Source organism: Herbaspirillum sp. YR522 (assembly GCF_000282575.1).
Lineage (GTDB): Bacteria > Pseudomonadota > Gammaproteobacteria > Burkholderiales > Burkholderiaceae_D > Herbaspirillum.
Genome location: NZ_AKJA01000119.1, coordinates 1 through 15,091 on the forward strand (window position 1 = coordinate 1; position 15,091 = coordinate 15,091).

General features: G+C 61.1%; 11 protein-coding genes and 1 pseudogene. 4 read left to right on the forward strand and 8 right to left on the reverse strand.

Annotation, left to right across the window (positions count from 1 at the left end):
- Positions 1-71: 71 nt before the first annotated feature.
- The 5 genes from PMI40_RS24065 to PMI40_RS16790 form a co-directional block, all read right to left on the reverse strand.
- Positions 72-458, reverse strand: a complete 387-nt coding sequence (locus PMI40_RS24065) for a hypothetical protein (RefSeq protein WP_157221591.1) — start codon at positions 456-458, stop codon at positions 72-74.
- A gap of 16 nt (positions 459-474) precedes the next feature.
- The gene (locus tag PMI40_RS23375) at positions 475-774 is read right to left on the reverse strand and encodes a hypothetical protein (RefSeq protein WP_081496482.1); all 300 of its coding nucleotides are present in this window, start codon (positions 772-774) and stop codon (positions 475-477) included.
- Positions 775-903: 129 nt separating this feature from the next.
- A complete protein-coding gene (locus tag PMI40_RS23380) occupies positions 904-1,110 on the reverse strand; it encodes a CPCC family cysteine-rich protein (protein ID WP_081496483.1) in 207 nt (68 codons plus the stop codon).
- Positions 1,107-1,706: a hypothetical protein gene (locus tag PMI40_RS24070; protein ID WP_157221592.1), complete on the reverse strand. Its 600-nt coding sequence runs from the start codon at positions 1,704-1,706 to the stop codon at positions 1,107-1,109. Before PMI40_RS24070 ends, PMI40_RS23380 begins: the two co-directional genes overlap by 4 nt.
- Positions 1,707-2,301: 595 nt before the next feature.
- Entirely contained in the window at positions 2,302-7,845 is a 5,544-nt protein-coding gene (locus PMI40_RS16790) for a hemagglutinin repeat-containing protein (RefSeq protein WP_162130382.1), read from the reverse strand.
- Between the two features lie 42 nt (positions 7,846-7,887).
- Here PMI40_RS16790 and PMI40_RS24620 point away from each other — a divergent pair.
- Positions 7,888-7,953: pseudogene (locus PMI40_RS24620) on the forward strand (hypothetical protein); the annotation flags it as partial.
- Positions 7,954-8,079: 126 nt separating this feature from the next.
- On the opposite strand, the gene PMI40_RS16795 reads toward PMI40_RS24620, so the two are convergent.
- Positions 8,080-9,834 carry a hypothetical protein gene (locus PMI40_RS16795; RefSeq protein ID WP_157221594.1) on the reverse strand — a complete coding sequence of 585 codons (1,755 nt, stop codon included), beginning with the start codon at positions 9,832-9,834 and terminating at the stop codon, positions 8,080-8,082.
- Positions 9,782-10,168: a hypothetical protein gene (locus PMI40_RS24195; RefSeq protein WP_162130383.1), complete on the reverse strand. Its 387-nt coding sequence runs from the start codon at positions 10,166-10,168 to the stop codon at positions 9,782-9,784. Before PMI40_RS24195 ends, PMI40_RS16795 begins: the two co-directional genes overlap by 53 nt.
- On the opposite strand from PMI40_RS24195, the gene PMI40_RS16800 reads away from it, so the two are divergent.
- Positions 10,140-11,951: a methyl-accepting chemotaxis protein gene (locus PMI40_RS16800; protein ID WP_008117723.1), complete on the forward strand. Its 1,812-nt coding sequence runs from the start codon at positions 10,140-10,142 to the stop codon at positions 11,949-11,951. The genes PMI40_RS24195 and PMI40_RS16800 overlap by 29 nt on opposite strands.
- Positions 11,952-11,958: 7 nt before the next feature.
- Here PMI40_RS16800 and PMI40_RS16805 read toward each other — a convergent pair whose 3' ends face one another.
- Positions 11,959-13,962 carry an OPT family oligopeptide transporter gene (locus tag PMI40_RS16805; protein WP_008117725.1) on the reverse strand — a complete coding sequence of 668 codons (2,004 nt, stop codon included), beginning with the start codon at positions 13,960-13,962 and terminating at the stop codon, positions 11,959-11,961.
- A gap of 177 nt (positions 13,963-14,139) precedes the next feature.
- Between PMI40_RS16805 and PMI40_RS16810 the strand changes: the two genes are divergently transcribed.
- Both PMI40_RS16810 and PMI40_RS16815 read left to right on the forward strand, forming a co-directional pair.
- Positions 14,140-14,505 carry a hypothetical protein gene (locus PMI40_RS16810; protein ID WP_008117727.1) on the forward strand — a complete coding sequence of 122 codons (366 nt, stop codon included), beginning with the start codon at positions 14,140-14,142 and terminating at the stop codon, positions 14,503-14,505.
- Positions 14,496-15,056 (forward strand): hypothetical protein, encoded by a 561-nt coding sequence (locus PMI40_RS16815; protein WP_008117729.1) that lies wholly within the window; start codon positions 14,496-14,498, stop codon positions 15,054-15,056. Before PMI40_RS16810 ends, PMI40_RS16815 begins: the two co-directional genes overlap by 10 nt.
- Positions 15,057-15,091 lie beyond the last annotated feature (35 nt).

Genomic DNA, 15,091 nt, shown 5'->3' on the forward strand with positions numbered 1-15,091 from the left:
GTTGGCGTATTGGCGGCCTTCTGAACCACACTGCGTGGAACAAATTTTCTATACAGCGTACACAATCGTATTTATCTTGCTGCCAACGGAGTGGCAAGTTCCGCATGGAAGACTTCAATCCTCTTTATCACTTGTCGGAATGTCCTCTCCGCATCTGGATCAGCATCATGGAAGCGATCCCAGAAATCGCCGCCAAACTCTCTGGGCGCTATGGAATAGCTCCCGCTATCGAAATCCAAAAAATTCCAGTAATTAGGAACTGCCGGATCGATAACATCGAAGTATTGAAGCTCCACCAAGACCGGCGTGCTATCTGAGTCTCGCTGAACCGTGATCATTACTGAACGACCTTCTGGCGGGAAACGAACACCAAGAGCAATATATATCTTTCCTATCGTGAAGCTTGGATCATCACCTTGTCCTTTATAGTCACGCAGCCTTGCATAACGTACTTTCATCGCGTCACCACCCCTTTCACTTTGAAGTCCGACGTAACGTAATCGACCTTACAGTAACCGAATTCATGTAGTAATGAAGCTGCATTGATTGTCCATTTGGCATCGTTACTGACTGCGTTGTGTACTTACCCCAGTCGGCAATATTCGCCCCATCACTTGTCAGTTCCCTCACCACACTCGGGTTCTTAATTACGCCATCGGCCAGCAGAATTGCGTCAGAGCTTTTGATTTCCTGGGTAGTAAACCGTTCACGCCATAGGCAGCCACGGGCGCGACTTTGCTGCTGTTTTTTGTGCTCGGAGTAGTCGTGCGTCATGGGTGCCCCTTAAAAAGGGGCACGGTACCTTCCGCGAATTTCCAGTTTGCGATATTTATGCCATCAACGCCACCTCAGCAAATCGTGACGATTTGCTTTTCAGGCGCTGCTGGGAATGGGACCTGAAGCTCAACATTTATTTGTTTTTCTAAACCACTCCTCGCGAGCCTGATTGAGACTACATGGGTTCGCACCTCCGACGTAGTTCGGATCAGACAATTGCACCGGATCATCCTCCCAAAAACAAATAGGACAAATTTCATACTCTCCTAATTCTGAGATGGCACGGTTCCCACAACAAGGACAAGCCACAAGGTTATCTTGATGAACATTCATTGTTTGTTCCAATAGTTAATCCCGTCCGTTGGTCTAAACATAGTTCGGGGAGCATTTGTTAAAGTTTTGACAGCAAAAGTATTTGTAGCCGGATCGTAGAACATTACATCACCATTCGGCTTTGTTTTTGTCAAAACACCTGTAGGAGGATTGCTAACAAAATTTTGTGCTTCTTCTACATATTGAGAAGCATTCTTGAACTCGGGAAATTCACTTGCGTGTTTTGTCCAATGCGCAAGTGCATTTTCGGGGGCAGATAGAGTTTTTGTCGCAGACCAATCGCCAGCCAAGGCATTACCCTTGGAATCGACATTTATAATTTTTCCAGTCGTACTTGTGGCTACTGCATCATCAACTGCCCCAGCTGCACTATTTGTCCCTTTGCCAGATGAGTTGACAGTACCCGCAAATAACAAGTCGGTCTCATTACCAAGCAGCCGCCCCAGCAGCCCCAAGGCCTTGGTGGCGAACATCCCGCCCAGGATATTTTCTTCGAAGAAATAATCCTTCAACGCGCTGCCGTTTTGCGCCAGGAAACCGTTGATGCGGTCGGTAATCCCCCCATTTCTCACGTTCGCCAGAAGTAGAAACGTCAAGCAGCCATGGCCAGCTGCTGTTTCGGGGTGATTCCGCCCAAGGCCATGTTAGGGCGTTCGTGGTTGTAGGTCCATCCAGTTGGTCGCAAACTGCTGTATGTGATCCAGGCCGGCCCATTGATATTGGGATAGCTGCGGCCATAGTGAAAGCATCCACCTGGAATTCCAGGCGCAATTGAGCTGCGTGTCATACATTGAAAATCTAGTACGAGCGCAGGTTCTATCCCGTTTTTAGGCTCGACGTGGTAGTGCGTCATATGTGTCCCTTAAAAACGGGGCGTGGGGGCTCTCGCGACTTTGCGCTTGGCGAGATTTCCGCCGTCAACGCCACCTCAGCAAATCGCCACTTTTTAACATTACGTTACCGCACCCCAATACCCGTGAAACGGCCCATCAGGATAAACCAGCCGCCAAATGCACTTAGAGGATAGACACTGAAACCATCGTTCGGTTAGACCAGCGACTGCATATAAATCTTTAACAGACACCTCTATAGCAATACCTTCAGCAACTTGCGACTCAATCCAATCTATGAATCTCTTAAATTCAGAATTGGATCGAAAACTATCTATTACTTCCCAATTACAATTTTTGATCATGGTTTTATCCAAGCTGGATCGATTGTGACATTTCTAGGAAAGAGAACCTGATTTCCACCGCCGACCAAGCCACCTTGCGCAGCAGCTTGCCCTTGGTACAACCGTACTCCTGCAGGAACTTCTATTTTTACAACCAAAGTGGCGAGGTTTCCCCATGCAGGATTTAAAGCGCTATCTATGATTGATTGAACTGGTCCCGAGGGTGCAGTTGTAGTCCAATAACCTCCTAGTTGATCGGCGGCGCCTCCATATACTCGATACAGTGCCGTTGGCTCGGTAGTTACTGTTTCGGCATATGTGCCGCTTCTGAATGTGCTTGCGATAGATGGAGGAAGAGGTCCAGGGTTACTTAAAGGACCGTACTGCACTAAGCCCTTAGTAGTGGGGGCAATATCGCTGGTTATATTTAGTCCACCACTTGCCCCTTTGCCAGATGAGTTGATAGTACCCGCAAATAACAAGTCGGTCTCATTACCAAGCAGCCGTCCCAGCAGCCCCAAGGCCTTGGTCGCGAACATCCCGCCCAGGATATTTTCTTCGAAGAAATAATCCTTCAACGCGCTGCCGTTTTGCGCCAGGAAACCGTTGATGCGGTCCGCTTCTCTCTCCGCTTTTCCGGGAACCAGCGCATCAGGTGGCGGCGCCAGGGCGGCATTGAGGTATTTATCCGCACGCTGGGGCTCGGTAGCGGAAAAATAGGTTTGAACCGCCCCATCGCCATTAATAGGCACGCCATTGATCACGATGGGCGTACTCATGTACGGCTTCAACAAATCCTGTGCGCTTTGCCATGCATTCAGGTAGGCCTCCAACCCGCCGCGCGCTCCCTCGCTATCCGGGGAAGCGGATGCCTTGACCAGGGCAGCGAGATAGTCCATGTTCTTTCCCGCTTCGACATTGTCGACCAGCCCATTGGCGACACGCTCGAGCATGTCCGACCAGAACAGTGTTTGCCTTGTCACACAATCCGCATCGCTGCCGCACATTGCGACGGCTTTGTTCTTGGCAAGCGTAGAAAGCAGGGCCCGTTCCGATTGGTGCAGCTGGCGATTGTTCAGGTCGACGTTGACCGCCGTAGCAACGCCGGCGCCGCCCCCGACAATCGCGCCGATTCCCGCAGCTGCCGCAGCGGTGACTACGCCTTGCAACTCCTCCGGCAGTCCCATTTCCTTGATGCGGGCGGCCAGCGCAGGCATCAGCTGGGCGCTAGCCGCCGCACCCAGTCCTCCCGCTAGGCCTCCGCCCAGCAAGCCCGCTGCCGCATGCGCCGCCACCCGCGAGGTTCCCCCTTCGTCCCAGCCTGCCGCCTCGTCCCTGAGCTTCTGCGCCAACGCCGAATCGCCATTCTTCTCAGCCACATCGGCCGCTGTCTTGAGTTCGATCTTCTTGGTGTCGGCGTAGTCGCCGATGGCCTTGGCCGCCGTCTGCCCAAAGGCTTGCACGATCCGCGCCTCAGCTTCGACCTGCTGACGCAGCGCCTCGCCATTCCATGCTTTCGACAAGGCGCCGCTGGCGTCGTTGCTGGAATCGACGTCGCGGTTGAGCGACGCCAGCAACTGAGCCACCTCCATGCCATTGGCAGCCTTCTGGGCAGCCGCATCAGTGATGACGATCGTTCCCCCGCTCACGCCGGAACGGGTAACGCTGGACTGACTGCCCTGCGCATCGGAATAGCCGGGGCTGCCGCCCAGCCCGGTTGGCGTATTGGCGGCCTTCTCGTCGGCCTCCGTCGGCGGCTTGCTTTGATCGCCGACCTTGCTGCTCAGGGAACCGCTCACCGAGTAGCCGCTCGCCTCATACGAATCGTGATTCTTGATATCGCTGTAGGTCAGGGATCCGGTCTGCAAGAAATTCTTGTCGTCCGCGACTGCCTGGGCGGTGCTCGCAATCACCGCGCCCTTGAGGTCGGTATTGCCCGCGACGGCGATCTGGTAGCCGCCGTCGCCGGCCTTGATACCGGCCTGCGTGACCACGCTCTCATAATCGCCCTTGGCCTTGGAAGCCGACAAGCTGCCGCTCACCGAGCTGGCGCCGTAGCAGAACGGCGGCACGCATAGGCTCAGGCCGATGCCGGCACTGCTTTGCTTGCTGTCGTAGGTGCTCTTGTCTTGCAGGCTTTCGATGCTGAGGTTGCCGCCTACGGCAGCGGCCACCGAGTTGGCCGTGACGGTGGCGCCGCGCAGATTGGTGTCGCCGCCGCTGATCAGGCTGGCGCGGTTGCCGGCGCTGATCGTCGTGGCGTTGTTGATCACGTCTTCGCCGTCGCTGTTGCCGCGCCCACGGCTGGCGCCCAATTCCAGCGTGAAACCATTCTGGCTGCCACCCATGGCGAAGCCGATACCGATGCTGGCGCCGCTGTTGCTGTTGTTGCCGTGCTGACTGGCCACGCTTTGCGACGCCGCCAGGTTGATCTGGTGGTCGGCCACGAGATTGACGTTGGCGCCGCCGCTGACGGCGCTACCGACGATGTTGATGTCGCTGCGGTTACCCGCACCGGTGGCAATAAGGTTGACCGTGCCGCCTGCCCCGATCGCGCTGCCCACAGCAGTACTGGAAGCATTCGTCACGGTGCTGCTGCTTTGCGAGCTGCCCAGACTCAACGTGATCTTGAAGCCGGTGGTATCGGTCGGATTGGCCGCCAGCGCGGCACCGCCTTCATAGATATTCTTGGCGGCAGTTGCCGCCGCCAGCGCCTGCATGCGCGTGTCACTGGTCTTCTGGCCGGCCTGGATCAACTGCTGCCCGGTTTGCAGCATCGATACCACGGGGCTGTTGATGGCCAACGTCAGGCCGCTCTGCTTGTACTTGTTCTCCTGGGTATAGGTCGACGCATCATACGCGGCACCGATATCGATCGATTTGGCGATAATGTTGATGTCGCCCCGTGGTGCCACCACCTGGCTTCCGGTCTGGCTGTAGGCGTTGCCCGCGATGATATTGACGTTGCCGTTGACGCTGCCCACGGTGCTGGCGTTGTTGGTGACGCTGGCGCCCCACCCGTTCGCCTCCTGTCCCTTGCTGCCGATGCTGACGCCGAAGCCCGCTCCCATCAAGCCGGACTTGTGATCTTCCTTGGTGTGGGATTGCTCGGTCAGGTTCTGCGTGGTGGTGATGGTGACGTCGTTGGCGGCGCGTAGCGAGGTCAGTTCGGTGGAGACCACATCGCTGCCGCGTACGGAGATATTCTTGCCGGACTCGATAACGACCTTGTTGCCGCTGAGGGTGCTACCGTTGGCGATGTCCTGTCGGATCTGGTCGAGGCGGTCGGAGGAGCTGCGCGAGAACAAGCCGCGGCTCTCCGAATGGGCCTGCTGCCACTCTTCCGAGGTCGAGCGCGATTCGGCGATGGTGACGTTGCCCTTGGCCTGGATGGCGATGGTGCCGTTGCTGTAGATATCGCTGCCGGCCACGCTGATCTTGGCATCACTGCGGCCGGTGGCGATCAGGTTGACGCCCTTCTCGCCTTCGATGAGGCTGCCTGCGGCCACGGAAGAACTGTCCTTCGTTTTCATCCAGGCCTTGCCGCCGCGTTCATCGATGCGGTTATCATTGTTCTTCTGCAGCGCGCCAATGTTGATGTCGCCTGCTGCATTGAGCGTCACCATCCCGTCCTTGCTCGACAGCCGGCTGGCGAGCAGGTTGATATCACCGCTGCCATTCTGGCCGCTGGCAACGATGCTCAGGCCCTTGCCGGCGGCGATCTGGCTGGTGATGAGGTTTTCGGTATGCCCCACCACGTCGAGGTCGTAGCGATCGCTGCGTCCGGTGACCACGCTGTCGGTAGCGGTCTTGACGGCGCTGACCTCTACCGAGCCGCCCGCCATCAAGGCGGCATCGCCAGTGACGTCGATGGACGAACCGCGTACGGCAATATTGCGGCCAGCTGCAAAGCTGGCGTCGCCACCGGCCTCGATGGAGCTTCCCATGGCCTGTTGCAGCTGGGAGGTGATGCCGCCGTTGCGCATCAGGCCGAGGTTTTCTGCCTTCTCGCCAGCGCTGTCCCAGGCTAGCTTCACATCGCGCTGGGCAGTGGCGGCAGCGATGGTCAGGTTGTTGTTGGCGGCCAGTTCGAGCGTATCGCCGGCCTTGATCTTCCCGCCAATGATGTTGATGTCATTGGCGACCAGGCTAACCTGACGGCCCGTGACGCTGCCCTGCCTGCCGTTGTTCTGGAAGTCCGTCGCAATATCAAGCGTACCGGTGGCCAGTACGTCGACCTTGTCGCCGCGCAACTCGCCGCCTGTGTTGTTGATATTGCGGGCGGTAACGGCAAGCTGGTCATCGGCACGCACGATACCGCTGTTGCTGATCGTATCGGCCGCCAGCGTCACATCGCTGCCGCCGATGAGCGCTCCGCTGGCTTGCAGAGTGGCGCTGCCGCCATGAGCCAGGTACACCGTCGGCACCAGCACGCGCTGTGTGCTGCCGTCTGCCAGCGTGACTTCGGTATCGACCAGCCAGACGATGTTGCTGGTCAGCGAGGCTATCTGCTCGGCCGAGAGGGCGATGCCCGGTGTTAGCTGGAAGGCGTTGGCACTGGCTACGCCACTGTCCATCAGCGCCTTATACTGCGCCTCGGCATTGGTATAGCCATCAAGGAATTTCCTGCCGGTCAGTTCGGCGATCTGGTCGTTGATCAGCTTCTGCTCGTAGAAGCCGTCGCCCAGCCGTTTCTGCGTCATTGACGGGTCCATCGTCAGACGGCCCAGCATGTAATCGCTGCCGAGGAAGGTCTTGTAGTCGGTAAAGCGGCTGTCGGTTTCGACCAGGTATTGCTGTTGCGGCGCCGGGCGCAGCGAGAATAGCCCGCCGGTCGACAAGGCGATGCTGGTGGCCGTGCCGGCGCCATTGATGTGCAGCGCGACGGAGGCGATGCGCTGCCCGCCAGTGGCGCCAGCGACCTGCGTGGAAAAAGCACCACTCACACGGGTTGTCGAAGCACTGCTGCCGGGTGCGACGATGGTAGCGGCACCGACAGTGGTGTTGCCGATGTTCTGCGCGCTGATCGACACTGCCTGATTGGACTGGATGCGGGCATCGATGGTCTGCAGCGCGGTCACATCGGTATCGTTGATGGTGGTGTAGGTATGGTGACCGACGTTCCGGTCGTAATGGTCGACCGAGGTACTGACGACGGTCTTGTTGACCGAATAGCCGATGTTGTTGACCACGCCACCGCCGCTGCCGCCGTTGATGCTGATCGCGCCGCCAGCCAGGATGTCGCTGGCATCATTGGTCAGCGAACCAGTATCGATGGTGATGCTGCCGCTGGCATTGAGCTTTGCGGCATCGCTGATGGCGGTAATGGCGTCGTGATAACGGGATGCGTTGTAGGTCCGCTCGCGGAAGTCGAAAGCGCTCTCGCCGTTGATGCCGATCCCTTTCAGTTCGTCCGGGCTGATATAACGCTCCGGATCGAACTGGTCGACCTCCAGCCTACCTGGGTATTCCCGGTAGACCATTTTCTGATATCCGCGGCACCGCCTGACCCACGCAGGCGCTGGTAAGCAGCTAAATAATTTAGCGAGATCGACCAGCATTGCCGCGCCGACGAAACAGGCGAGGCCCTCTTGCAACGGGCCATGGAAAGACTGGACTGGTCGGCGCGGGCCTACCATCGGGTGCCGCGACTGGCCCGCACCATCGCCGACCTGGACGACGCGCATCAGGTGCGGCGCGAGCATGTCGGCGAGGCTATCCAGTATCGCCGGGCGTTGAAGAGCGCTGACGGAGCGCTCAGGGAACGCCTGCGGCAGCGCCCCCGCACGCTCCGATCACACCGCCATGTCGACGATATCGTTAGTGGTACGCGCAGGTTGCTGGCGCAGCATGTCCACGATCTCGCGGAACATCTGGCGATGCTCCATCAGGTCGAAGTCACGTTCGTCGGTCCCCTCCGGGACCCTCAACTTGTTGGACTTCCAGCTGTCGCCTTGCATGGCGACCGGGCTGGCGCCTAGCGTATTCCTGAACAACTCCCGCACCTCGTCATCGAGTGGCGCCGCGCTGTATTCCACCTGTGGCATGTAGGTATGCAGATTGACGAAGAACTCGATGAAACTGCCGACCCAATCGTACACGCCGGAGATGGCGGCGATCCTGGCCAGCGCTTCCTCCTTCTCCTGCGGCGACGCCCGCGGGTTGTCCGCCGTCACCCGCAGCACGTCCACCTTGTCCTGCAGCAGCGGTTCGGCCTGGCGGATACGCTCTGCCAGCATGAACATGTCGATCCGCTGCCGCTGGGTCATCGCCTCGGGATCGGTAATGGCCGCATCGTGGGTCATCGAATGAAGCGTGGCGGCCAGATCTTGCACCTCACCGGCGAACTCCTGCAGCATCTCGAACATCTCCGCCGACATCGGCGCCGGCTGCGGTGCAACCCCGGCCATGTATTGCCGGTGGGCCATCGATGCCGGGTCACCGTCGAACTGCCATTGGCCGGTGCGCAGCACATGCGCTGTCTTGAACGCTACCGCCCATGTGCGTGGGTGATGCGGCGTGGACGCGATCACGTCGTTTGCCATTTTCAGATTGGCAAACCCGCGCTGCATCAGCGCATCCATCGATCTTGCCAGGTTCTCTTCGGCATCCGGTCGACGTTGCGTGGGATAGGTATCGGCAATGGTGCGCTCGCGTTGCGGGGGAACCACCCCGATTCCTCGGTCGGGCGCCTTGCTCCAGGCCTTCAGCCTGTCCTCGGTGGCCTGTGGGAACGGCGCCAGCAACTCGGCCTCTATGGCGTCCCGTTCATCCAGGTTCAAGGGGACCTCGTCGTCAATCGGCTCCTGCTGCGAACCACCGTTACGCACACCCATTGCATGGGTTCCCTTGACGACGTCGATATCGGCCTGGACATTCAATTGCCTACGCCTGGTCGATGCCTGGTAGGTGGCAGCCAAGACCAGCGTGAGCAGGTCCTTGCGAAGGCAGATGTTCTCCGAGGTCTCGTGATGCACCAGGGCGCGGGCCAACTGTCTCGCATCACGGTTGGAGATACTGTTGATGAGCCGGTCCAGGTGATCCGGACCGTGCAGGCTGACCGGTACGCGATCCAGCATCGAGTAGGGAATTTCGAGATCTGGCAAGCCCGTGCCAGCCACAGGCATGTACAAGGCCTTGAGCGAGCGGCGATCGGTCCAGAGATGAGCGATGGCATTGAGCGGCATGTCGGGACGCGCCCTGGCCAGGGTCAACCACGAACTTTGCAGCCCCATCCGGAATGCGTTCGACGTGGTCCGCTCAGGGTTGCTGCGCGAGCGTGATACCCACAGGTGTTGCATATGAAGGAGGTTGGACTGCTCGACCTGCCGCAACAGTTTCTTTTGCGCGGACGATTGCGTGGTGAACTGCGCCGTACGCTTGTTGGAGATCGGAACCACGCGCGTGGCGGCGGACGAACCTGCGACAGGCGCGTGTTGCTGCTCGTATGAAATGCCTTGTGTCGCAGACAAGGAAGAAATGGTAGCCATGATGCCTTCAGAGACGGGTCGGAAGAAGTGCGCTGCGGATCGACAAGACATGCAAACCATGGGCCTTCAGGATTCCCCGGCGCCTCCGCAGCCACTCTTTTTCATCAGTGATGGCGCCAGGCCCGGAGTTCCATGCAAGCCACGGCAACTGTACTAAGTTGCCTGATGCAAATGTTGCGCGCGAGCACGCCGCGCGGCGTGGCGCAAACAGCTGATCAAGCCGCAAAACAGGGGCCTTATCCCCGCAATGGAATACCGGCTGCCGCGCCAATACTTCATGTTGCGAAATCCGCTCGGTCGCATGGGGTAGCGACTGCGCATGGAACCAGGACAATAGATAAACGCTTATCAAGGGGAAAAGCGCCATGTTCAAATCCATCAAGGCACGCATCATGTTTTCCAGTATCGCGCTGCTGGCGCTGAGCCTGGCAGTGGTCGGCGCGGTATCTTTCGTGATCGTCAAGAGCGACCACGACCGCGCGCTCGATAGCAGCACCCACACCATCACCACCGGCTTTGCCGCGACCATCAACGAATGGGTCGCGGGCAGGGCCTCGATGACGGCCGCCGCCGCCGAAGGTGTGCTGGGCGCCGAGCCGGTGTTCGTGATCCGGCAATTGCAGAAGAGCGGCGGCTTCTACGTCACCACCTTCGGCCGCGAGGACAAGACCGCCTTCACGTCGAGCGCCGATGGCTTGCCGCCCGGCTACGATCCCACCCAGCGCTCCTGGTACCTGCAATCGGTCAAGGCCGGCAAGCCGGTGGTGACCAAACCCTATACCGACGTCGCCACCAAGAAGCCGATGGTGTCCTTTACCGCACAGGTCAAGCAGGAAGGCACGCTGGTGGGGGTAGTGGCCGCCGCCGTGTTCCTGGACGGGGTCAGCGAAGTGGTGCGCTCGATCCGCCCGACGCCGGCCAGTTTTGCGTTCCTGGTCGACCGCGACGGCCTGCTGCTGGCCCATCCCGATGTCAATCGCGTCAACAAGCCTGCCAAGGAATGGAACGCCGATCTCACTCCGGAACGCATCGCCGCCTTGCAGGCCGACACCAAGCTGGTCGAGATGAACCTGGACGGCGCCGCCAAGCTGATCAACAGCGCGCCCATCAAGGGCACCGAATGGACCCTGGTGGTGGCCATCGACAAGGCCGAGGCCAATGCCGGCATGCGCAGTGCGATGCAATCGGCCATCATCGCGCTGGTGCTGGTGGCGCTGGGGGCGGCGGCAGTCATGAGCGTGGTGACCACCGCCGTGTTTCGTCGCCTGCAGCAGGTGCGCAACGCGATGGACAGCATCGGTTCGGGTAACGGCGACCTGACCATGCGGCTGCCCGAAGACAGCGCCGACGAGGTGAGCCAGATCGCCCGTTCGTTCAACCAGTTCGTCTCGAAGATCACCGACATCCTGCTGGAGATCCGCCATACCAGCGATACCGTGAAGGTGTCCTCGGCCGAGATCGCCTCGGGTAACCAGGACCTGTCGGCACGCACCGAGCAGCAGGCCGGTTCGCTCGAGGAAACCGCCTCGGCCATGGAACAGTTGACCTCCACCGTGAAGCAGAACTCGGACAATGCGCGGCGCGCCAACGAATTGGCCAGCGCGGCCTCCGGCATCGCCGCCGAGGGCGGCGAGGTGGTGGGTAATGTGGTGCAGACGATGGAAGCCATCAATGCATCCTCGCGCCAGATTGCCGACATCATCAGCGTGATCGACGGCATCGCCTTCCAGACCAACATCCTGGCGCTCAATGCGGCCGTGGAAGCCGCCCGCGCCGGCGAGCAGGGCAGGGGCTTCGCGGTCGTGGCCTCGGAGGTGCGCAGCCTGGCGCAGCGAAGCGCCCAGGCCGCCAAGGAAATCAAGGAGCTGATCGACAACTCGGTCAACACGGTGGCCGACGGCGGTCGCCTGGTGGCCACCGCCGGCCAGACCATGGGGGCGATCGTCGAGAGCATTCGCAACGTCAGCACCATCGTGGGCGAAATCGCCGATGCCAGCGCTCAGCAAAGCGCTGGCATCGACGAGATCAACCTGGCCATCACCCATATCGATGAAGGCACGCAGCAAAATGCGGCGCTGGTGGAGCAGGCGGCGGCAGCGGCGGCGTCGATGCAGACCGAGGCGGCCCGACTGGCCACCATCGTCGGCGCCTTCAAGATGGATGTGTCGGGCCGCTAACTCGCCGTCATCGAGTAGACAGCACGCGCCGTGCGATCAGGGCCACGATCAGCGCGAACGCCAGTAGCCCCAGCCATTGGCTGGCCTGTGCGAAGCCGGCACCGGCCAGCGCCAGCGGCGCGTCGCTGCCGGTCACGCCGATGACTGCCGCCAGCAGCACACCCACCAGGCTTTCGCCGACGATCAGTCCCGACGCCACCAGGATGCCGCGCTGGCGCGGCCCGCTCGCATGCGCCTCGAACTCGACCCCCAGCGCCAGCGCGCGTCGCCGCAGTTGGCGGTCGATCACCCAACCCAGCACGGCGCCGATGAACAGCGCCGTGCTTACCGTGGGCGGCAGGTAGATACCGATACCCACGGCCAGCACCGGCAGGCGCGCCACGCCGCCGCGGCGTGCCAGCAGGTGATCGATGGCGATCAGCACCATCCCCAGGATCACGCCGATGACCAGCATGGTCCAGTTGAGTTCGCGGGTGAAGATGCCGGTGGCGATGGCCGTCATCAACGTCGCCTGGGGCGCGGCCAGCGCCTGTGCCGGATCCATGCCGGCGCGCGGCAACACGCCGGTGAAACCGTAGGCGTTGTAGAGCAGGTTCAGCACCGGTGCAATGACCAGTGCACCCACCACGCAGCCGATCAGCAGGGCCAGTTGCTGGCGCCATGGCGTGGCACCCACCAGTTGGCCGGTCTTGAGATCCTGCAGGTTGTCGTTGGCGATGGCGGCCACGGCAATGATGGCGGCAGTCACGAACAACGAGATGGCAATGGCCAGCTTGCTGCCGGCAGCCGTGGCCAGCAGCGGATCGACCGTACCCGAGACCAGCAGCAGCAGCGACACCAGGATCACGGCGACGATGCCGATGCCCGAGATCGGGCTGGCCGAAGAGCCGATCAAGCCGGCCATGTAGCCGCAGGCGGCGGCCACCAGGAAACCGAAGATGAAGGCGAATGCCACCGCATACACCACCAGCGCCGCGAACAGGCCCGCCGACAGCGGCGCATCACTGAGGAAGCTGCAGAACACCACTGCCAACAAGGCGATCATGGCCAGGCTGATGATGATGATCCAGGTCGGCGAGAGGTCGCGGTCGATGCGTTCGCCGCTGCCTTGGCCGCGCCGCGACAGGCTCGACAGCGAGGCCTTGACCCCGGCCACCATGGGCTGGAACAGGGTGGCCAGGGTCCAGATCGCGGCCACGCCGATCATGCCGGCCCCCATGAACCGTACCTGGCTGCTCCAGATGCCGGTGGCCACGCTGGCCAGCGTGGCGCCATCGGGACGGGGGGTGACTGCGCTCAGGTAAGGCACGGCCACGCCCCAGGCGATCACCAGCCCGATCAGGATGGCAATGCCGGAGACGATGCCGATCATGTAGCCGGCACCGACCAGCGCCAACGAGAAACCCAGCGGCAGGCGCAGGATGGAGGCGCCCGCGGCAAACCAGAGGTTGAGGTTCTCGGCAAACAGTTTCAGGCCGCTGGCCGCCAGGCTGAAGCCGGCCGACAGCGCACCCCCGAACAGGATGTCGCGCAGGCCGCGCCGGGTCTGTTCGTCACCGCCGGCCTCGGCGCTGCCCACGCGCAGGATCTCGGCGGCGGCCACGCCTTCGGGATAGGGCAGGTCGCCCTGCACCACCATCACCCGCCGCAACGGCACCGAGAACATCACCCCCAGCATGCCGCCGCCGGCGCAGATGCCGACCGTCTGCCAGAACGGGAAACCGTGCCAATGCCCCATCATCACCAGCCCCGGCAGGATGAAGATGATCGACGACAGCGTGCCGGCCGCCGAGGCCTGGGTCTGCACCATGTTGTTCTCGAGGATATTGGCGTGGGCGAACAGGCGCAGTACCGCCATCGAGATCACCGCGGCCGGGATCGCCGAGGAAAACGTCAGGCCGACCTTCAGGCCCAGGTAGACATTGGACGCCGTGAAGACCACCGTGATCAACGCGCCGAGGATCATGCCGCGCAGGGTCAGTTCCGGCAGCGGGGAGGAGTTGGGCTGCATAGGGTCTCCAATGATGAGTGATTGTTTTTCGCCTACTCGTTATACCGTAAGCGCACGGCCCCTACTGTCGGACAATGTCCGATTTTGGTGTTTGTTCGAGATTGGCATGAATGCCGTCTCGCCTGTTTGCTATGATCACGCGGCGCGGCCCGGTCGCGTCTTTTCGCCGAGGATTCGATGATTCGTTCTACCCGATGGCTGTCCCTGCCGATGATCATGCTGCTGGCCGGCCCTGCGGCGCTGGCGCAGAACAACGCCAGCAACTACCTCAATCCCTATGCCACCGATGTCAGGAAGGCGATTGCGCCCCAACCCGGCGAGGCGCCTCGCCCAGGCTTGAACCAAGGCAATGGCGAAAGCGCTGCCTGCCGCGAATTGCGCATGCGCATGGACCGGGCGCGCAGCATGCCACATGCCGAATCCCGGCCGTTCTATTCGGACAGCCCGCGCCGTAACGGCCAAGCCTCCGCCGGCCCGGTGGGCAGCGTTGCCAGCGACCCGCTGGCCGACGCCGAACAGCGCTACCGGAACGAATGCAACTGAGGCGCGCGGCTGGGCGGTCGGCCGCCCTGGCCATCCTGCCGCTGTTGCTGGTACTGGTGCTGGCGGCGTGTTCGCCGACCTACAACTGGCGTCAAGTGCGGCCGCAACCCGGCCAGGGCATCGATTTCGTGGTGCTGTTGCCGGCCCGACCCGCCCATTACAGTCGCCCGGTCAACCTGGGTGGCCATCGGGTGGAGATGCACATGACCGCGGCGCAGGCCGGCGGCGTCAGTTTTGCGGTAGCCACCGCCGAGCTGGGAGACCCCGCCACCGCAGCGGCGGCGCTGGACGCCATGCGCAATGCGCTGCTGGCCAATATCGGCGCCGAGCCGGGCGCAGCCGCCCGGCCGCTGCTGCCCGGCCCTGCCGAGGGCAACACCCGCAGCATCGACGTCGATGCCCGCGGCCAGGCCGGCGGGCGGCCACAGCGGCTGGTGGTGCGACTGCTGGCGCGCCGGACCCAGGTGATGCAGGTGCTGATGCTGGGCGACGAGAAATCTTTCACGGATGACAACATTGAAACCTTTTTCGGCTCGTTCAAACCAAGTTGAATGCTTGACGACCGGATGACAGGACTTCAAGCGGC